Origin of the sequence: Pseudomonas sp. NPDC098747, from assembly GCF_044760045.1 — a bacterium.
Classification (GTDB): domain Bacteria; phylum Pseudomonadota; class Gammaproteobacteria; order Pseudomonadales; family Pseudomonadaceae; genus Aquipseudomonas.
This window is the reverse complement of sequence record NZ_JBIWAL010000004.1, coordinates 169,047-188,861: the sequence shown is the minus strand read 5'-3', so window position 1 is coordinate 188,861 and position 19,815 is coordinate 169,047. Positions and strand designations below refer to the sequence as shown.

Annotated in this window: 16 protein-coding genes and 1 pseudogene; 2 read left to right on the top strand and 15 right to left on the bottom strand. The window is 55.7% G+C overall.

All coding sequences use genetic code 11. The features are described 5' to 3' along the window. Positions 1-50 precede the first annotated feature (50 nt). Positions 51-326 (bottom strand): DUF2790 domain-containing protein, encoded by a 276-nt coding sequence (locus ACIQVE_RS04125; RefSeq protein WP_402804825.1) that lies wholly within the window; start codon positions 324-326, stop codon positions 51-53. A 491-nt stretch (positions 327-817) separates the two neighbouring features. On the opposite strand from ACIQVE_RS04125, the gene ACIQVE_RS04120 reads away from it, so the two are divergent. After that, complete coding sequence (locus ACIQVE_RS04120) at positions 818-1,114, top strand: hypothetical protein (RefSeq protein ID WP_402804824.1); 297 nt, start codon at positions 818-820, stop codon at positions 1,112-1,114. A 285-nt stretch (positions 1,115-1,399) separates the two neighbouring features. Here the strand turns inward: ACIQVE_RS04120 and ACIQVE_RS04115 are convergent, their stop codons facing one another. The 8 genes and pseudogenes from ACIQVE_RS04115 to ACIQVE_RS04080 form a co-directional block, all read right to left on the bottom strand. After that, positions 1,400-2,062, bottom strand: a complete 663-nt coding sequence (locus ACIQVE_RS04115; RefSeq protein WP_402804823.1) for a hypothetical protein — start codon at positions 2,060-2,062, stop codon at positions 1,400-1,402. A gap of 976 nt (positions 2,063-3,038) precedes the next feature. Continuing rightward, entirely contained in the window at positions 3,039-3,917 is an 879-nt protein-coding gene (locus ACIQVE_RS04110; RefSeq protein WP_402804821.1) for a hypothetical protein, read from the bottom strand. Positions 3,918-4,263: 346 nt separating this feature from the next. Then, a pseudogene (locus ACIQVE_RS04105) lies at positions 4,264-4,374 on the bottom strand (hypothetical protein); the annotation flags it as partial. Positions 4,375-4,480: 106 nt separating this feature from the next. Beyond that, on the bottom strand, positions 4,481-6,712 hold the full coding sequence (locus ACIQVE_RS04100) for a lipase family protein (protein ID WP_402804819.1): 2,232 nt from the start codon (positions 6,710-6,712) through the stop codon (positions 4,481-4,483). 2 nt (positions 6,713-6,714) lie between these two features. Next, entirely contained in the window at positions 6,715-7,584 is an 870-nt protein-coding gene (locus ACIQVE_RS04095) for a hypothetical protein (RefSeq protein WP_402804817.1), read from the bottom strand. Further along, a complete protein-coding gene (locus tag ACIQVE_RS04090; protein WP_402804816.1) occupies positions 7,577-8,101 on the bottom strand; it encodes a hypothetical protein in 525 nt (174 codons plus the stop codon). Before ACIQVE_RS04090 ends, ACIQVE_RS04095 begins: the two co-directional genes overlap by 8 nt. Positions 8,102-8,109: 8 nt before the next feature. Then, positions 8,110-8,958, bottom strand: a complete 849-nt coding sequence (locus tag ACIQVE_RS04085; protein WP_402804814.1) for a DUF4123 domain-containing protein — start codon at positions 8,956-8,958, stop codon at positions 8,110-8,112. Next, positions 8,955-11,027, bottom strand: a complete 2,073-nt coding sequence (locus ACIQVE_RS04080; protein ID WP_402804812.1) for a type VI secretion system tip protein VgrG — start codon at positions 11,025-11,027, stop codon at positions 8,955-8,957. Before ACIQVE_RS04080 ends, ACIQVE_RS04085 begins: the two co-directional genes overlap by 4 nt. Before the next feature lie 375 nt (positions 11,028-11,402). Between ACIQVE_RS04080 and ACIQVE_RS04075 the strand changes: the two genes are divergently transcribed. Continuing rightward, a complete protein-coding gene (locus tag ACIQVE_RS04075; protein WP_402804811.1) occupies positions 11,403-12,707 on the top strand; it encodes an OprD family porin in 1,305 nt (434 codons plus the stop codon). A 153-nt stretch (positions 12,708-12,860) separates the two neighbouring features. Here ACIQVE_RS04075 and ACIQVE_RS04070 read toward each other — a convergent pair whose 3' ends face one another. The 6 genes from ACIQVE_RS04070 to ACIQVE_RS04045 all read right to left on the bottom strand — a co-directional run bounded on the left by ACIQVE_RS04070 (position 12,861) and on the right by ACIQVE_RS04045 (position 19,775). Then, a complete protein-coding gene (locus ACIQVE_RS04070; protein WP_402804809.1) occupies positions 12,861-13,481 on the bottom strand; it encodes a hypothetical protein in 621 nt (206 codons plus the stop codon). 46 nt (positions 13,482-13,527) lie between these two features. Further along, positions 13,528-14,466 (bottom strand): carbohydrate kinase, encoded by a 939-nt coding sequence (locus ACIQVE_RS04065; protein ID WP_402804807.1) that lies wholly within the window; start codon positions 14,464-14,466, stop codon positions 13,528-13,530. A 13-nt stretch (positions 14,467-14,479) separates the two neighbouring features. Beyond that, complete coding sequence (gene xylB, locus ACIQVE_RS04060; RefSeq protein WP_402804805.1) at positions 14,480-15,976, bottom strand: xylulokinase; 1,497 nt, start codon at positions 15,974-15,976, stop codon at positions 14,480-14,482. 206 nt (positions 15,977-16,182) lie between these two features. Beyond that, the gene (locus ACIQVE_RS04055) at positions 16,183-17,655 is read right to left on the bottom strand and encodes a mannitol dehydrogenase family protein (RefSeq protein ID WP_402804803.1); all 1,473 of its coding nucleotides are present in this window, start codon (positions 17,653-17,655) and stop codon (positions 16,183-16,185) included. A 19-nt stretch (positions 17,656-17,674) separates the two neighbouring features. After that, positions 17,675-18,778, bottom strand: coding sequence for an ABC transporter ATP-binding protein (locus ACIQVE_RS04050; protein ID WP_402804801.1), 1,104 nt, complete (start codon positions 18,776-18,778; stop codon positions 17,675-17,677). A gap of 166 nt (positions 18,779-18,944) precedes the next feature. Further along, the gene (locus ACIQVE_RS04045) at positions 18,945-19,775 is read right to left on the bottom strand and encodes a carbohydrate ABC transporter permease (RefSeq protein WP_402804799.1); all 831 of its coding nucleotides are present in this window, start codon (positions 19,773-19,775) and stop codon (positions 18,945-18,947) included. Between the last annotated feature and the right edge of the window lie 40 nt (positions 19,776-19,815).

Here is a 19,815-nt window from a genome sequence, read left to right as displayed (position 1 = left end):
CCCGCAAAACACGCCACGCCTACCGCAAAGCCGCAAATCAGAGCTTTCCGTCAGTTTTGATAACTGCACGCGTCAGACAATTTCCGATAACTGATTTCCTCAGGCTTACCGTTGTTATCGATGTACTTCATGTCGGCAGTGATCACTTTGCAATCCAGGGTTGGCGGCTCGGTCAGCGACACCACTTTCGCTACATGCAGCGGCATACCGTACTGATAAGGCACGGCTTTGGACGTGGTGGACGCGTCATTGGCCTGGGCCTGGGCCAGCCCGGCGAATGCGGTGCAGGCGAGGGCGGTGGTGAGCAGTAACGTGCGAATGTTCATGGTGCGACTCCCGTACGACGGATGAGAGTTCGGCGTGTAGTTCGCCGAACCTGCCGCACTGGGCGTCAGCGATGGACGGCTGAGGGCGTGCGGTTCAGTAGAGTTTTTGACTACGGCGTTAAGTGATGGTTAACCGAGCTGAACGCCGGCTGTCAGGGGGCGGGTCGATTTCTGCGCAAGGGAGTGCGGATTCCTACAAGGACAGATGCCTTGTCTGCTTTCGGCGGCTGGAGTGGGGCGGTTATGGTTCGGTGTCGCTGCAAAATCAGCGATTCGGGTTTGGTCACCTGAGAAAAATCAATTGCATATATGCCATCATTCGCATCGCGGACGTCGTTGTTCGCTCAGTGCATTGCTGTGGCGGCTGTGTGCAGGACGCCTTCGGGCGAGCTGAGTTTGATTGTTCTCGGTTGACCAAGCCTGTTCACGGCCGCCTCCCACTGTTTGGTCACGGTGTTGGCGGTTACTTTCCAATCAATCGAGTAATCAGAATGCCAATTATCAAACCGCTCCAAAACCGCTACCTCGCCCTTAACAGCACCGTTACCGAAAGCCCAACGCTGCTCATCGACACCGAAGCCAACCCCAAAGACATCCTGGAAGCCGCCGTCCAGCGCGTCCGCGCCTCGGCCGACCTACTCGAAACCCTGCATTGCCTCTGCTTCAAACACGCCGATGTTCAGGACATTCCGCACATTACGCATGCGTTGTACCTGCTGATTCAGGACGGCAATGATTTGCTGCAGGTTGCGCAGCAGCAGATGTTGAACTGGAAGGCGCCGGCCTGACACTCAACAGCAATTTTTAACAGGCAGTCAGATGGGACTCCCCATCAAATCGCTTGAGCAAAGCAGAATAGCCAGCGTCAGGTCCTCAGGGCGAGAACTCGCTTCTAATTAGCCCTTGTTTGGCGCTGGTTTCTTGCATATTCCACCAGATCGTTTGGGTACACCATGTGATCTATTTTGCTGTAGTGGTAATGGGCTTTAGTAAAACCCGTTGATGTTTGTTTACTGCCAATCTTTCCCTGTTAACGCAAGAACGATACCCGTGTTTCGCAGCATTCATGTGTGCTATTCAAGCGCGGAGACAGGCACCAGGCTCAAAAACAACCCCAATCCTTGCTGATACGTGTCTGAGTCCATCAAACCGCTGTGTCGAGGGATGTGATAGGCCTTGCCCTTACTGTCCAGTTTGGCGCAGGCAACGGAGTAGAAATCGGGTGTTACCTTGAAGCGCACAATTTGCTCCCAGGCAAGCCCGCTTTTGGCGCCTTTGCCCTTTATTTTGATCAAGGTGAAACCACGGTCGTCGAACTCCAGGCGATAAGCGCCTTCAGCAGCCTTGAGCTTGGTTCGTAACGTTGATTCGATCAGGCGTCGGTTTACGTTGTGAAAACGCTTGCGAGGTTTCGCACGGTTATCGGCGATACGTTTGCGCAAACGGTTTAACAGGCGATCGGAATAGAACCGCCAGCAGACAACGTATGTCACTGTGAAGAACGCCATGGAGATGAGTTTCTCCGGGCTCAACTCGCGCGAGGGGAAATAGATGGCCAGCATGCCGCCACCCAGTCCCAGTAGAAAAAATAGCGGCGCTAGCAAACGATCCTCTAGGTGAGCCACCTTGCCAAGTAGCCGGGCCCTCAGTTGATCATCCTTGACTACCTCCTGATCAACCAGTTTGCCGATTCTGGCCTGCGTGTGTTCGGGAGTGATGGTGAATTGCAATTCCATGGTGATGAATCCGAAATCCGTTTTCTGACGAGAGTGGAGCTTACCTGTTTACGTTGCGCCTGGTGTATTCCACCAAGTCAAAAGCAATGATTCTTCTTGGCTCTGCATAAATATCCTTATTCTGTACAGCCAGGGTACACGGAGCACTCGCGTCCATTCTGTTTGAAAGTTCTAAATTGAGGCGGTGTAGTGCATAACTCCTCCCTTCCGGAGTTCCAGCGACCTGTACAAGGTTTCCAACCTTTCGGGACTTTTACCCAGTAACGCAAATAACTGGGGGTTTCATCATTTGATAACTTGAATGTCACATGGATTGTTGTGTTTGCTATGGCGTTTCGGAATAATGCCCCGCCTGGTTTTCGACGCTGAAGACGATTCTCTGAGACCTTCCAATCAGGGCCTGCTGCAGAACAAGATAGTAATTTTTCAATCTGATCCTTCTTGGCTTTTGCTGTGCTTATCTGAAAACTCCAAGCACAGAGACCTCTATGCTCGATAAGATCCGGGTAGGGGGCTGAGGCACTGCCTGTGCTTTCGGTATTGATAGAAAGCCCACCCGCCATTTCAAGACCATGATCCCAATCGTCCGGTCCGTAAGTGGCGGTGACCTCGTAGCTCACCCGAGAAATCTCTATCGAACAATCGGCTATGTGAAACTCTAGCGGGACGACTGTAGACGCCGTCTGCTCAATGTCTTTCGCGTCGATCGTATTTGACTTTTGTTGTTGACGAGTTACCGAACCACCCAACCCATAACTGTTTACCTGACAAGTTTACCCTGCTTAGGTGAATACTGCGCTTTTTAAGTAAAGCCAAAATTTGCAGGAACAGTAGCGGTTAACGTGAAGTGGTCTCTGCTGTAGTAACTCGTTGCACCTTCAACCGATTCCTTCGCCATCTACCCGGCGAAACTGCATGCACCCATCATTGGTAGGGTAAGGAAAAAATAGTTCGAGCACTGCGTGAAAAATTTTGATTAATCATTAATAGCTCCCATTTCAATGCAGTTTGGGTAGACAATGCATTCCCGGTCGTTCATTTTGAATTTCTTGAAAATAGGAGGTGTTTGACATCTATTTGATGTTGCGGTGCCCTGGCATGGTTTCCATCCCTTGGTGGTTTTAATCCACCGATTATCCATGCTTGGTTCTTCATCTTTTGATAGACGGAAGGTAAGTTTTACGTTTTTGTTTTCAAGATTTGAACGTTGAATTGTGCCGTCAGGTTTGTCGCGATCAAGATAGCCAGAGGGAACATTCCAATTTTTATTTGCTGCACTGCACGACAATATTTTTGAAATTCCGTCTTTCTCGATTCTTGCAGAACTAAGCTGAAACATCCATTTGCATAGACCTCTGAACTCGGGGTCGTCAGTAGATGACGCTGTAACTTCACCAGTAGGTGAGTCCGCTGTCACAGATATTCCGCCGATATCGCCGCCGATATCCAATGAGGAAACTCCGTAACGGCCGTCGATAGATATGTCTATGCGAGCCAACTCCATGGTGCATCCAGCGATGTAATAGGTAAGCGGGATATTGAATTTTGCAGTTTGTTCTGTAGTTTTTTCATCAATCTTATCTGTTTTTTGATGCTGTTTTTTTATCTTGTCTCCTGGGTTTTCTACATGGCTTTCACAATGCTGACCAGCCTTTGCCGAGTATTGTGATTTGAAAGTTAATCCAAGGTTGGCGGGAGATGTCGCAACCAGTGTGAAAGAGTCGCTCCCGTAACGACCGGTCGCGCCTTCTGCGCTACTTTTATCTAGCTGGCCGGCTGAAGTGCAGGCTCCCATAAGTGAGAGCATCAGAAGCAGTAATGATTTTATTGTGTATGAAAGCGGAAATTTGCTCACAAGTTGGATCCTGAGAAAAACTTAGAAATCAACTGATAAAAATCTACTTCAGGTGAGATGAATACTCGCTGGCACCGCGCGAAACGCTCCAGAGGAGCGTCCCCCGGCAACGGTTCCCGCGCGACATCTTGCATGCACTGTTCTGATAGTCGTCGACTCAGCATCAATTCCCTACGAAGCCACGGCCCGGATTCGAACTGGTAGCGCAGCGCTAAAGTTTACTGGCCACTCTAGATGGTTTCTCTGCATACATTGCTCAGCGCCTGAAAACTAGCGCTGAGCGAATAGTTAGGTTACTTATTCTTCGACTGACCAATACCCAATTGTATCACCCCAATGAAAGTCAATGCAGATCGGACTCGTCGTACTGCACGCAGTAATCGCGTTCGGGGCACTCGGTACTGAGCTGGAAGATGTAGGCGGTGGCAAGGATGCCGCGATCGTCCAGTAATTCGGCGGCAGATGTTGAATTGGAAGTCGCTTGCCTGGAGTTGTAGTAACAGGATGGAACGGGAGTCAGACGAGACTCCCTCCACCGATCAGTCGTCATCGCTTTACTTGCATCAAGCCATGCTCCTGGTCGTTGCCGATGGAATCTGTGCCAAACGCTCAGACTTCTGATTTTCACTGTGCGCAGCCCAGCGATCGATATGGGTTTGCAATTCCGGAAGTGCGGTGCAATCACCATAAATATTAGCCAGCGTGAGCTTGGTGGTGCTCAGGGTTGTGATTGTCCGGAGGGTTCCTTCGAGTGCTTTCAGTTCTTTTTGATTGTGCTTCACCGCTTGTCTGATTGCGGTTTGGCGTTCCTGAAGATCCGACATTGTCGCGCGGCGCTGGAATGCAGTTGCACGATCCTGTGGCCGACTTTCAATGGTGCCGCCGGGGAACTCCTTGTCCGCGTTGCTCTGCCACAGGTTCAGTTGTTCACGATAGGTTTCAACTTCCAGCTTCAACCGGTCGGATTCAGTCGTACTGATGATGTAGCCACCGGTTTTTTGCGTCTCCTGCCATCGGCGTAGTGATGCCCAGCATGATGGTATATAGCCGTCGAGCATCTTGTGATCGCCGCCGTTCGCAGCCTGAATCATGAATTGCTTGCGATCCGGCGTATCGTTGTTTTTTAGCTGTGCAACGCAGCGAGCCATGGCAGCTTCTTCATAGCCTTCGCAGCCGGGTGTCCACAGCACAGAAGAGAGAACTCGACCTGGCAGTTGCAAAGGCATGAAGTATCGCTGTTCGCCGTGGTGCCAATAAGGCTGGCCGCCAAAGCGAGACATCCCGACCGCCATAACCACGCCTCCGGCAGCGGGTGTCAGAACGCCGGAGACGGTTGCAGCAAGCCCGGTGATCCAGATCGGCTTTTTAGTATCCATCCAGCCAGCAGGAACGCTCGGCACAGGGTCGTTCTGGTTGACGATTCGGTGATGAACCAGCCCGCTCGCCGATTCAACGAATTCTTTGTCGCCAGCCCGAGGGGAGCCGAAGGTATAGAGGATGATGTCACTGGTAATTTGGCGGTGTAGCCAATCAGAGAGCAGCAAGGCAATGGCGCCGCCGAGGCTGTGGCCACAGACGATTATTTTTTGGTTGGTGCGGAAGCGACGAATGTAGCTTTCGATAAACGGTTTTAGCGCCATAAAGGATTCATAAAAACCTTGGTGGGCCTTTCCGGTTCCCCCTTCAATCGGGACTTGCTGAGCATCAATGTCTCGCCATTTGTCCCAAAACTCAGCTGTGCCTCTCACTGCGATCAGGATCATCCGGTCATTGTGCGTGGCGTAGGCCTGTGTATCGGTGTTTTTCCAGTCGGATGTACCCTGTCTCGCATCGCTGAAAAAGTGCACGCTCGAAGGTGTTTCCAGCGCTCCTCCGGCGCTGGAGTCATTCTGCGGGTAAAGACCCGGATCAAAAGGGACTATCTCAAGGCGCTTGGAGTAGGGCACATCTTCAACCAGCGGGAACGAAGGATTCTTGGAGTCCGCGTATTGCGCCGGTTCTTCGAAACACGCCAGGCAGGTGTTCAACACATGTCCGACGGTGCCACGAGTGGGGTACGTGAAAGCAAAGTCCTTCGGTAGCGTCGCGTCCAGTTTTTCCGGCTTTTGTCCGAAATCTCCGTAGCTCAATGTGGCCAAAAGAGACAACTGATAAAGGTTCAAGGCACTGAATTCGGGGGCCAATGATAAAAGCGGTCTGAATGCACGTAAGGCGCGTACTTCGAGAACGTAGTGTTTTTCTGGAAGCAGACCTACACCAAAGCTCGGGACCTTGTCCCCGGCAAAGTCTCGGGCGAGTTTGGCGCAACCTGCAGGTGCAGGGTTAGAAAGGTTTGCTGCCAGTGGCAAGTGTTTGTTGAACTCAACGAAATCGCGAACTTCAACCTTGTAATATTCACCTTTTTCGGCTGAGGCCCGGTAAGCGCCTGTTTTGCCCGGGCTTCCAATTGGCCGGCGAAGCGTTTTTTCAGCGGCTACTTGAAGTTCTGTTATCGGCAAGGGATAGTCGATTCGCTCACACATATCAACATAGAGTTTTTCCGCTCCCGTGTAAGCAGCAGATAGCGTCAGTATCAGCGGGCCGCAGTAGCTTCCCGTTAGCCGCGCATAAGCTTCTCCATCCAAGATGCCTTTGTATTTGGTACCTTCCGAGTCCGTTAATACGTAACTCAGGCCTGCATAGGGCTTGGCGTCTCCAAACTCGTCAACTAGACGAAAGCTGATCCAGCCCCCGCGTAACGGGCATGTGCGTCCCTGATCAGAAAGCAATGATTTTTCTTGGTTTTGCATAAACATCCTTATTCTGTACAGCCAGGGTACACGGAGCACTCGCGTCCATTCTGTTTGAAAGTTCTAAATTGAGGCGGTGTAGTGCATAACTCCTCCCTTCCGGAGTTCCAGCGACCTGTACAAGGTTTCCAACCGTTCGGGACTTTTACCCAGTAACGCAAATAACTGGGGGTTTCATCATTCGACAACTTGAATGTCACATGGATTGTTTTGTTTGCTATAGCATTTCGTGATAATGCTCCGCCTGGTTTTCGACGCTGAAGACGATTCTCTGAGACCTTCCAATTAGGGTCTGCTGCAGAACAAGATAGTAATTTTTCAATCTGGTCCTTCTTGGCTTTTGCTGTGCTTATCTGAAAACTCCAAGCACAGAGACCTCTTTGCTCGATAAGATCCGTGTAAGATGCTGAGGCATTGCCTGTGCTTTCGGTATTGATAGAAAGCCCGCCCGCCATTTCAAGACCATGATCCCAATCGTCCGGTCCGTACGTGGCGGTGACCTCGTAGCTCACCCGAGAAAGCTCCATTGAACAACCGGCGATTTTAAACTCTAGCGGTATGTCTGTAGACACCGTCTGTTCAATGTCTTTAGCGTCGACCGTATTTGACTTCTGTTGTTGGCGAGTTACCGAACCACCCAAGCCGGAGCTGTACACTTGACAAGTTTCATCTTGCTTAGGTGAGTACTGAGCTTTTGAAGTAAAGCCAAACTTTGCAGGAACAGTGGCGGTTAGCGTGAAATGCTCTCTACTGTAGTAGCTCGTTGCACCTTCAACCGATTCTTTCGCCATCTGGCCGGCGAAACTGCATGCACCAATTAACGGAAGAGCAAGGAAAAACACAGCTTGAGCGCTGTTTGAAAAATATTTGTTATTCATTGACTGCTCCATGTTCAATGCAGTTTGGATAGATTGTGCATTCGCGACCATTTATTTTGAAAGGTTTGAAATTACTAGTGTCGCCACGGCAAAACCCATAGGGATCATCCAACCCTTTTCCAAGGCACGGCTTCCAACCTTCGGAGACTTTTTGCCAAGTGTCACCAACAGATGGTCGTTCTTCACTTGAAAGACGAAACTCTAATTTTACAATCTTGTTCGTTAATAAATTTCTCGGTATAGAGCTGCCTACTTTTCGCCGTTCATATTTCGTTTTTGAACTTGACCAGTTTTTATTCACCGGCCGACAGGATAGAAGCTTTTCTATCTGGCCCAACTTCGCTTTGGATTTGCTGATCTGGACGAGCCATGTACACAGACCCCTTTGCTCCAAAGCGTCAGAAGTTTGTTGTAGTTCAAAATCTGATGCTGAAGCTCCAACCGAAAGCCCGCCCGCCATTTCCAAGTCGTGGTCCCAAGCGTCCGGTCCGTACGTGGCGTTAACTTCAGTCCACACTCGATTTTTCAAGCCGTACTGCCTGCTTTCGAATCTGTGAATACTCGTTGGCACCGTTCAAAGTGCTGCTGAGACGTTTCTCCGGGGAGGGGTTCCCATGCAACATCGTCCATGCAAGTTGGGGACAGACGATGACTCAGCATCATTTCTCGTTGTTCCGGTGTGTGCCAGTCCCAGGCTTCAAGCAGGTCCATTTGCTCTTCGAGCCATTCACTGACGACTCGGGTTTCTGCCAGTGTGGCGGCCGCATCGACATGGTAGGTCAGCAACCAGCGTTTGAGGTTGTCTCGCAGGATGCTTCGAGCCTGTTCACCCGATTCTGGAGTACGAAGCCACGGCGCCGGATTCGGCACCGGATACATCCCGGGTCTCCCGTTATCCGCGCTTTTCCACTGATCCTCATCCCAATACAGCACACTGCTGATCGGCCCGAGCAGCAGCGGCCATTCGGCTTCTTTCATGTTGCCGAGGCAGCGGGCGAGGACGCGGTTGTCTTGGAAGCGGAACAGCGAGCGTTCGCCGTCTTCGTCGATGACCATGCGAGCGATCCAGTGCTGGGTGAGGCTGTCGAGGTCAGCCTTGTCCATACTGCCGATCCAGCCCCAGTTAAGCTGGGGGGCATCGAGCAGTTTGCGGAACGTTTCGTTGCCTGGATTATGCAACTCGGTCAACCATGGGCTGATGGCGGAAAATTGGGTGAACTCAGTGCGGCGGTAGAGTTGCACCGAGCGTTGCATGACACCGGCACTGTACAGCGAGGTCACAGGATTGGGTTCGGCAAGGCTGTCCAGTGACAGAATCACCACGCGGTTGAGGCGGGACTGCTCGCCCAGCCAGTTGTTGAGTGCATCGCTCATGCAGTAGCTCCGAGATCGCAGTTGCCTTCGCGGCAGGCTTCACAGATCGGGCAGCGAGTATTGCCAGCTGCACGAGCCGCTTTGGCCATAGCCATTTGCACGGCTGCCGGGACGAGCAGGGTGCCTGCCTTGTCCTTAGCGGCAGCCCACGGGATGACCGGTTCCAGAATCCCGATCCCGGTCCCCACCCCCGGCGCACCCCCGGTATTAACCTTCACCTCAGCGCCACTAATCGTCACGCCACCCGCATCAACCTTCACAAAACTCCCGCCAGCCTTGGCGGTCAGTTCCATGCCACCCTCAACCACAACCTTTTCACCAGCGTGGTAATGAATCTCCGTCCCGGCCTCAACAAACTGCGCCGTCCCCACTTTCACATGCTGCGTCACCGCAACCGTCAAATGATCATCCGCGCGCATTTCGCTTTTACGATCCAGATGCGTAATCCGGTGTTCTTCAACCTTGAACTCGCTCAGCGTATTAGCTTCAACCGTGTCATGACGCTCATTGCCCACACGAATCTTCTGGTCGTGCTCGATGTTTTCATCCCAATCGCGCTGGGCGTGGATGTAGATCTGCTCGACGCCTTTCTTGTCTTCGATCCGAAATTCGTTGTAGCCCTTGCCACCCGGTGAGCTAAGGGTTTTGAAGGTGCTGCGGGTTTTGTTTGCCGGCAGGTCGTAGGGGACGACGTTTTCCTTGTGGTAGAGGCAGCCGGTGACGAGTGGCTGGTCGGGATCGCCTTCGAGGAAGGTGACGAGGACTTCCATGCCGATGCGCGGGATGGCGATGCCGCCGTAGGCTGCGCCGGCCCAGCCGCTGGCGACGCGCATCCAGCAGGTGGTTTTGTCGTTGGACTGGCCGTCGCGGTCCCAGTGGAACTGGACTTTGATGCGGCCGTATTGGTCGCAGTGGATTTCTTCGCCGGCCGGGCCGGTGACGACGGCAGTCTGGCTGCCGAGGACTTTCGGTTTCGGGTGTTCGAGGGCAGGGCGGTAGTGCGCGTCCCACGGGGTCGCGATGAAGCTGTTGCGGTAGCCCTGGTGGAAATCGCTTTTGTTGTCGGTGACGTCGCTGGTGACGTTTTCGCCGAGCACTTGCGGCTGTTTGCCTTCGTGGAAGACTTCCAGCAGCAGCCACAGGTCGTTCCACTCGGCGCGCGGGTGTTCGGCGAGGGTGAGGAAATGGCCGCTGGTGAGGGTCGGCTCGTCACCTTTGCCTTCGGCGAGTTTGTAGTCGCTGCGATGGCGTTCCAGGGCGCGGGTCGAGAGGAACCTGCCGCGCTCGCGGGTGGTGAAACGGCCGGGGTAATCGTAGTCCTCAAGGTCCGGAGCGAACTCGGATTTGGCCGCGCCTTCGGGCAGGATCTTCGGTTTTTCGAAGTCGTAGTCGCGACGGCTGACGCGGGTGGTGCGGGTTTCCAGACGCAGGTTGAAGCGCTTGATCACCGGTTTGTCGGCGCTCATGCCGGAATCTTGCTGGTAGCTCACGGCGTTGAGTTTGCGGAACACGGTCTGGTCGTCGCCGAACACCAGTTTGTGGCCGCTGCTGCTGTGCTGGAAGTGGAAGTGAATGCCTTCCTCTTCGCACAAACGCTGGATGAAATGCAGGTCGGACTCGTCGTACTGCACGCAGTAATCGCGTGCCGGGTATTCAGCGCTGAGCTGGAAGCTGTAGGCGTCGGCGAGAATGCCGCGATCCTCCAGCACCTGGGCGATGATCTTGGGTACGGTCAGTTGCTGGAAAATCTGCTGATCGTGGTTGTGCCGCAGATAGGCGAGTTGCGGCACCAGGCTGATGCTGTAACGCGTCAGGGTTTTGCCGGAATCGCCTTGCTCGATGCGGTACACCAGACCGTGGATCTTGCCTTCGCCGGTGGCGCCGAAGGTCAGGACGCCGGGCTTGTGCAGCAGCTCTTCGAGTTTGAGGTCGGGGCGGGCGCTGACCAGTTCGAGGTCGAAACGGAACGGTTCGTTGAGGGCTTCGCGACCGGTGAAGCTGAGGACTTGCAGGTCAGCGGAAACGCCTTCGAGGGTTAGGGTGATGTGGGTTGCGTTGGCGTCCAGCATGCCTTGAATTCCGTCCGTTGAATAAGCAGGAGGTGGATGTTGCAGGATTAGACCGTCTCGTTCAAGGCGCAAATGCCGTACGCCCGGCATGTGCGAGTTATAGGGAAAACCCTTAGGATGAACGTTCGACGTAATGAAACCGGGTATTTCCCCAGAAGTAATGCTTGCCAATCTGGAGGATTCGAGCTCTCGGGCGCCGAAGAATAGCCAGTCAGTTTCAGACTAAAGTCGCCTGTAGCACGTCAAAGCCATCTGCCATCATTGTCACTCACCCCTGCGTGTTCACTTCCTCTCGGCTCTTCATTGATCCGGGGCGGGAGCTATTTTTCTGGCTTATTGCGCCTTTGCGCAAACGCTTCAATGTTGGAGTTTTTCATGCGTCCCCCATTTCCCCTCATCACCCCGCGCCAGCACTCGCTTGGCTTCGGAGCCTTTGTGCTGTGCGCCGGTTTTACCGCGCAAGTTCAGGCCAGCGGATTTCTTGAAGACACCACGGCGAAGATCGAGTCGCGCACGGTGTACTTCAACCGCGATTTCCGTGATGGGCGCACGTCCAACGATCAGGGTGCTTCCAAGCGCGAAGAGTCAGCGCAGGGTTTCATTCTCAATCTGCAATCGGGTTACACCGAGGGCACGGTTGGCTTCGGCATCGATGCGCTGGGTATGCTCGGCTTCAAACTGGATTCCAGCGCCGACAGCAGTAACAGCGGTTTGCTGCCGTCCAGCGGGCAGGACTCGCGTGGTTCGAAGGATCAGTACGCGAAACTGGGATTGACCGCCAAGGTGCGAGTGTCGGACACGGTGCTGAAATATGGCGCGCTGCTGCCGGATCTGCCGCTGCTTAAATACAACGACGGTCGTTTGCTGCCGACGATGTTCAATGGCGCAATGCTGACTTCAAAAGAAGTGAAGGATCTGACCTTCATGGCGGCGCGTCTGGACAAGTACACCGCGCGTGATTCCACCGATTCGCAAGATATCCGCGTGCACTGCAAGAACAAGCGCTACGCGTGTAACACCACCGCCGACCATTTCGACATGTACGGCTTTGACTACAAGATCAACGATCGTCTGACTGCGCAGTATCACTACGCAGAACTTGAAGACATCTATCGTCAGCACTTCGTCGGGCTGTTGGGCAATCAGCCGCTGGGCAACGGTGTGTTGAAAGCTGATGTGCGCTTGCTGAAAAGTGCCGACAGTGGCGATGCGAACGCCGGGGCAATCGACAACCGTGCACTGAGCGGCATGTTGTCTTACGCCATCAGCGGCCACACTTTCAGTGGTGGCTGGCAACGCATGAACGGCGACAACTCGATGCCGTACCTCGATGGCAGCAATCCGTATCTGGTCAACTATGTGCAGGTCAACGACTTCGCCGCCGCGCAGGAGCGCTCCTGGCAACTGCGATATGACTATGATTTCAAGGCGATCGGTATTAACGGTCTGAGTTTCCTGACGCGCTATGTGAACGGTGATCACATCAAGGTTTTGGGCAGTGATCAGGAAGGTAAAGAGTGGGAACGTGACAGCGAGTTGAAGTACGTGATTCAGACGGGGACGTTCAAGGATGTGAGTTTGCGGTTGCGTAATGCGACGTATCGGACGAATTACGAGAAGTTTGCCCGGGATGTGGATGAGACCAGGTTGATTGTGAGTTACAACTTTTCGGTGTTGTAACCGTTGGATTTTCGGAGTTTGACCCATCGCCATCGCGGGCAAGCCCGCTCCCACAAGGATCTCCAGTGAACACGGATTGTGTAACCACCTGAGAAACCTGTGGGAGCGGGCTTGCCCGCGATGGCGTCCTGAACGTCAACGAAATTTTGGCTGTTATAGCCAATGCCAGAACCGACTCCAGAACCCGCGATTCAGATCCTCTTTGCAGCCGGCATATTGCCGCGCATACATGTCGGAACGATTCTGCACCTTGCGTGCTGTCGGCATCAGCCAAGCCTTGGCGGCGTAGGTCTTATTGCGATAACCACCCCAGCCCTCGTGATAGTTGAGGTATTGGCCATAGGCGTCGTATTTGTAGACGCCGTTGATCGAGGTGGTCTTGTCCATGTACCAGCCGACGAAGTCGATGGCGTCGTCGAAATCTTCGCGGTCGGCCCAGTTTCTGCCGGTGCTTTTCTGGTAGTCGGACCAGACTTCATCCTTGGCCTGCGCGTAACCCGATGCGGTCGAGACGCGGCCCCACGGAATCACCCAGAGCAGGTATTTGCGTGGCGTCTTGGCGTCGTAGCGGTAGCCGGATTCCTGATACATGATCGCGAACGGCACCTGGATCGGTACACCCCAGCGCTTTTGCGTGACTTGTGCGGCGTCGTACCAATCGCTTTTTTCCCGGAAGATCTCGCAGATGTTTTCAGGCGAGCGGGGCGGCGAGGTGCCGCAGCCCGTCAACAATGCCGCGAGTATCAATAGTCCAACTGTCTGCCGAGAATTCAAAAGCCGTCATCCTGTCATGCGCGTAAAAGGGCGACAGTTTACGCGTTCAGGTCAATTGATGACGATAGGGCAGATCCGGACCGGTCTTGCTGCACGTCAGCGCCGCCGCCTGCACGGCGAATTTGAGCATGGCGTCGATCTGTTCGCGGGCCAATTGCTGCACGCCTTCTATTGAATCCAGACCCTGTTCGGTCAGCCAGGTGATCAACGCAGCCTGGAATGTGTCACCGGCGCCAACGGTATCGGCGATCTTCACAGAACACGCCGGCACCGACCAGGACCCGTGGGCGCGACTGAACACACTTGCGCCTTCACCGCCGCGGGTGAGGAATACCACGTGGCAGCGATGCTCCAGCCAGCCCTCGATGACCCGCTGCGGGTCCTGCTCGGGATACAACAGACTCAAGTCTTCATCACTGACTTTGATCAGATCGGCCAGTTGCACCAGCGTGGCGATCCGCTCGCGCCACAGGTCGATGTTCGGCTCGGGGTTGAGGCGCACGTTGGGGTCGAGGCTGATCAGGCGTTTGCCACTTTCACGCTGCACCAGCGCCAGCAGTGTGTCGGCAATCGGCTGCACCACCAGCGAAAACGAGCCGACGTGCAAGCCGCGCACCTCAGGGCCTAGCGTGGGCAGATGCGCCAGGCTCAGTTGCCGATCGGCGCAGCCTTCACCGCGAAAGCTGTAATGCGGCGAGCCGTTGGCACCGACGGCGACCATCGCCAGCGTGGTTGGCGCAGCGAAGTCCACCAGATAATCCGGCCGTACATCTTCGTCCTGCAGCACCTGTTGCAATCGGCGGCCGAGGTAGTCGGTGGACAGCCCGCCGAACAAGGCTGAGTCCACGCCCAGACGGCGCAAACCCACGGCGACGTTGAACGGCGAGCCGCCGGCAATCGCCTTGAAATTCACTTTCGAGGCCAAGCCGCTGGCATCGTCTTCGCTGAAGAAATCAAACAGGGCTTCGCCACACACCAAATACATAATTGTTTGCTCTTTATAGGGTTGCGACATGCTGTTGATAGCGTTCATAAGCCTGCTGGAACGCCGCGACATTGGCGGCGTTCGGCAGGGTTTCACTGCTCAGGTCAAGCTTCACGCAGCGCTGGCACAGATCGGCCAGCGTGTCTTCGTGGCCATTGGACCATGACTTGCACCACGCCGCCTGAATCGCCGCGCCAAGGGCAGCCGCTTCGCTTTGCTCGGTGCAGATCACGGGCGTGTCCATGATGTCAGCGACGATTTGCCGCCACACAGCGCTTTTCGAACCGCCGCCGATCAGGCAAATGCTGCGGCTTTGTAAACCATTTTGCCGGAGCAAATCCAGCCCGTAGCGCAAGCCGAAGGTCGTGCCTTCGACGGCGGCGCGGCATAGATTGGGCTGGGTCAGGTTGCTGAGGGTCAAGCCGTGCAGGCTGCCGGTGGCGTGGGGCAGGGCGGGGACGCGCTCGCCGTTGAGGAACGGCAGCATGCTCACGCCTTCAGCGCCAATCGGTGCCTGGGCGACTAGGTTGTTGAACTGATCGAGATCGAGGTCGAACAGTTCGCGAATCGCGCCGGTGGCGTTGGTCAGGTTCATGGTGCAGATCAGCGGCAGCCATCCGCCGCTGGAGGAGCAGAATGTGGCGACCGAGGCGTCCGCGCTGACCTTGGGCACATCAGCGTAGGCGTACACGGTGCCGGAGGAGCCGAGGCTCATGGTGATCGCGCCGGGCTGGATGTTGCCGGTGCCTATGGCGCCCATCATGTTGTCACCGCCACCGCTGGACACAAGTGCGTTGCGGTTGATGCCGAGGTGTTCGGCTATCGCCGGCAGGATTGTGCCGACGGCTTCGTGCGCATCGATCAGCTCCGGCAGCGCCGCTTGCAGACGTCCGCTGGCGTCGATATCGCGCAATAACTGCAAATCCCACTGGCGGCTGCGCACGTTGAAATAGCCGGTGCCGGAAGCGTCGCCGTACTCGCTGCAGGCTCGGCCGGTGAGCCAGAAGTTGAGGTAGTCGTGGGGCAACAGAATGCGGGCGATACGCGAGAATACGTCTGGATGTTGTTCTTTGGTCCAGAGCAATTTGGACACGGTATAACCGGGCGCGATGACCACGCCGAGGCGTTCGAGAGAACCTTTTTCGCCGCCTAGGTGGCTGAGCAAGCGGTCGTTTTCGGCGCTGGTTTCGGTGTCGCACCAGAGTTTGGCCGGGCGCAGGACTTTGCCTTCTTCATCGAGCAGCACCAGGCCGTGCTGTTGGCCGGAAACGCCGATGCCGAGGATTGCCTGGCCGTCGACATCCGCCGCCAGCAGCGCATGGCGGGTGGCGAGGGCGAGGGCTTCCAGCCATTGGTGGGTGTCTTGCTCGCGGCGGCCATTGGCGCCGCTGATCATCGTGTGCGCGGCAGCGCCCTGGCCGAGCACCTGACCGCTGGCGGCATCGAGGATGATCGCTTTGGTGCCTTGGGTGCCGCAGTCGATGCCGAGAAAGAGTTGTCGGGTTGTCATGTGGGAACCAGTCGGTTAGCGGTAAAGATCAAGATCAAGAGCCCCCTCACCCCAACCCTCTCCCCCTGGGGGGCGAGGGGGAAGGGAGCAGAACTTTATGCCTTTCAAATCCCGAGTTCGACTCGATATCTCAGGTCGACGTAACTCGAAAAAACACCTCGGTCAGTCCCCTCTCCCTCTGGGAGAGGGTTAGGGTGAGGGGCTTTTCAGGCCAGCACCCGCTCCAAAGTCCGCGTAACACCCACCTCCCGTAAGCTATCGCAGCACCATTCAAACGCCGCGACAAACTCCGCCGAACGCGGTATCGCCGTGCCGAAAATCTCCTCGACCGCCAACAACCGTTCTGTCATCAGCGCATCATCAGCCACCAACGCCTGACAAAAAGTCGCCCGCGGGTCGGGAATCGAATAGGTATCGCCATTCTCATCCACACCCTTCAGATACAACGCCCAAGCCGCCACCATCAACGCCGCGCGGCGGGTCTCGCGTCCATCGGCAATCAAGCGATTGATCGTCGGAATGGTGAATTTGGGAAACTTCGACGAACCATCCGAACACACCCGCTCAAGCTGATCGGCAATCGCCTGATTGGAGAAGCGCGCCACCAGCGTGTCTTTGTAATCGTTCAGGTTGATACCCGGCACCGGTGCCAGTTGCGGCGTGACATCCAGGTCCATGTAAGCGCGCATGTAACGCACGAACAGCGGGTCGTTCATGGTTTCGTGGACGAAGCGATAGCCCTTCAAAAAGCCTAGATAGGTCAGCGCCAGATGACTGCCGTTGAGCAACTTGATCTTCATCTCTTCATACGGCGAAACGTCGTCGGTGAACTGCACGCCAACCTTTTCCCAGGCCGGGCGACCGTTGACGAATTTGTCTTCGAGCACCCACTGCACAAACGGTTCGCAGACCACCGGCCAGGCATCGTCTACCGCGTGTTTGTCGGCCAGTTGCAGACGGTGCGCGGTGCTGGTCATTGGCGTGATGCGGTCGACCATTGCGTTGGGGAAGCTGACGTTGGTGTCGATCCAGTCCCTTAAGTCGACAGAGCGCAAAGCAGCAAAAGCCAGCAGCGCTTTGCGGGTCACTGCGCCGTTGTGCGGCAGGTTATCGCAGGACATCACGGTAAAGGCCGGAATGCCCGCCGCCCGGCGTTTTTCCAGGGCTGCACACAAGAAGCCGAAAACGGTTTCAGGTGCGTCGGGATTGGCCAAATCGTGCTGGATCTGCGGCAGGTGCGCCATGAGTTCGCCGGTGCTGTCGTCGATGCAATAGCCGCCCTCGGTGATGGTCAGCGAGACGATGCGAATCTGCGGATCAGCGAGTTTGTCGATCAATGCCTGAGCGCCGTCTTCGGCGAGGAGCATGTCGCGAATCGCGCCGATCACCCGGACTTCGGTGTCATTACTGTCACCGAGTTCGAAGAGGGTGAACAAGTAATCCTGCTCTTTGAGGTCGTCGCGGGCGCGGCGGTCTTCGGCGCGCAGGCCTACCCCGCAAATAGCCCAGTCCAGCGCTTCGCCGGTGTTCATCAGCGCGTCGGTGTAATACGCCTGATGCGCCCGGTGAAAGCCACCGACGCCGATGTGCGCGATGCCTTGGCGAGCGTCGCTAAGGCTGTAGGCCGGCAGTTGCACTTCGGCGGCGAGGCGGTTGAGATTCTGTTTGTTCAGCTTCATGGGAAATCTCTCGAAAAAATCAGGCAGCGGCACGCAGAGGACGGGTCAGCGCCACGCCTTCGGCATCGAATAAATGGCAGTGGGCAGCGTCCAGATAGAGGTTCAGTTGCTCGCCATAACGGCTCGCCAGATCACCTCGCACGCGCATGGTGAGGGCTTCGCCGGCGTTGGTGTTGACGTGGCAGAAGGTGTCGCTGCCCAGGCGTTCGCTGACATCGGCGGTGACTTGCAGGGTGCAGTCGCCCGGTTGCGCCAGCTCCAGATGTTCCGGGCGAATGCCCAGCGTCACCGCGCTGCCGACGCTCAGGTGATTGGCGTTGAAAGGCAGGGTGATAAGCGTTCCGGCGTCCAGCGCGACTTCGCAGCTTGGGCCGTCGATGCGGGTAATCCTGCCCTTGAGGAAACCCATTTTCGGTGTGCCGAGGAAACCGGCGACGAACAGGTTGGCGGGAGCGTGATACAGGTCCAGCGGCGAGCCGACCTGCTCGATCTTGCCGCCATTGAGCACCACGACTTTGTCGGCCATGGTCATTGCCTCAACCTGATCGTGGGTCACGTAGATCATGGTCGCTTGCAGGTCTTTGTGCAGGCGCAGCAGTTCCAGACGCATCTGCACGCGCAGCGCAGCGTCGAGGTTGGACAGCGGTTCGTCGAACAGGAAGATTTTCGGATTGCGCACGATGGCGCGACCGATCGCGACACGTTGACGCTGGCCACCGGACAACTGCTTTGGCTTGCGCTCGAGCATCGGCCCCAGTTCAAGGATGCGTGCCGCTTCGCCGACTTTCTTCTCGACTTCGGCTTTCGGCACACCGGCCAGATCGAGGGCGAAGGACATGTTCTTTTTCACGGTCATGTGCGGGTACAGCGCGTAGGTCTGGAACACCATTGCCAGGTCGCGTTTGGCCGGGCTGACTTCGGTGATGTCGCGGCCATCGAGTTCGATGGTGCCGCCGCTGACTTCTTCCAGGCCTGCGATCAGGCGCAGCAGGGTCGATTTGCCGCAGCCGGACGGGCCGACGAAGACCACGAATTCTTTGTCGTTCACTTCCAGGTCGATGCCCTTGATGATGGAAAAACCTTCGAAGCCTTTTTGCAGATTCTTGATTTTCAGGTTGGCCATGGTAATGGGCCTCCGCATTGTTGTTATTCGTGTGAGCCGGGCGAGCTCTTATGTGGGAGCGAGCTTGCTCGCGAAGGGGTCGTGTCAGTCACCATCACTGTTGAATGACACTGCGCTTTCGCGAGCAAGTTCGCTCCCACAGGGATTTGTGTCGGGTTGGCGATCTTCATTTCACAGCGCCGAACGACAGCCCGCGCACCAGTTGTTTCTGGCTGAACCAGCCGAAGATCAAAATCGGCGCACAGGCCAGAGTCGACACCGCCGACAACTTGGCCCAGAACAACCCTTCAGGGCTTGAGTACGAGGCGATCAACGCGGTCAGTGGCGCGGCTTTCGAGGAGGTCAGGTTCAGCGACCAGAATGCCTCGTTCCAACACAGGATCAGCGACAGCAGCACGGTCGAGGCCAGGCCGCCCTTGGCGATGGGCAGCAGCACGCGGACCATTTCCTGCCACAGCGTGGCACCGTCGAGGCGGGCGGCTTCAAGGATGTCTTTGGGGATGTCTTTGAAGTAGGTGTAAATCATCCAGACCACAATCGGCAGGTTGATCAGCGTGTAGATCACGATCAACGCGATGCGCGTATCGAGCAGGCCGAAACTCTTGGCCAGCAGATAGATCGGCATCAGCACGCCCACCGGCGGCAGCATCTTGGTGGAGAGCATCCACAGCAGCGTGCCTTTGGTGCGCTTGGTTTCGTAGAACGCCATCGAGTAGGCCGCCGGCACCGCAATCAGGAGGCTCAGCGCTGTAGCGCTAAAGGAAATCACCACCGAGTTCCAGGCAAAACTGAAGTAGTCGCTGCGCTCGTTGATGTGCAGGTAGTTCTCCAGCGTCGGCGTGAAGATGAACTGCGGCGGTGTGGCGAAGGCGTCAATCTCGGTCTTGAAACTGGTCATCACCATCCAGAAGATCGGGAAGAAAATCACGATCGCGATGGCCCAGGCCAAGGTGCCGAGCAGCAGGCTTTGCAGCCGGCGGGATTGTTGAAGAGTCATGGCAGGCCTCAGGCTTTGTCAGTCAGGTTTTTGAAGATCC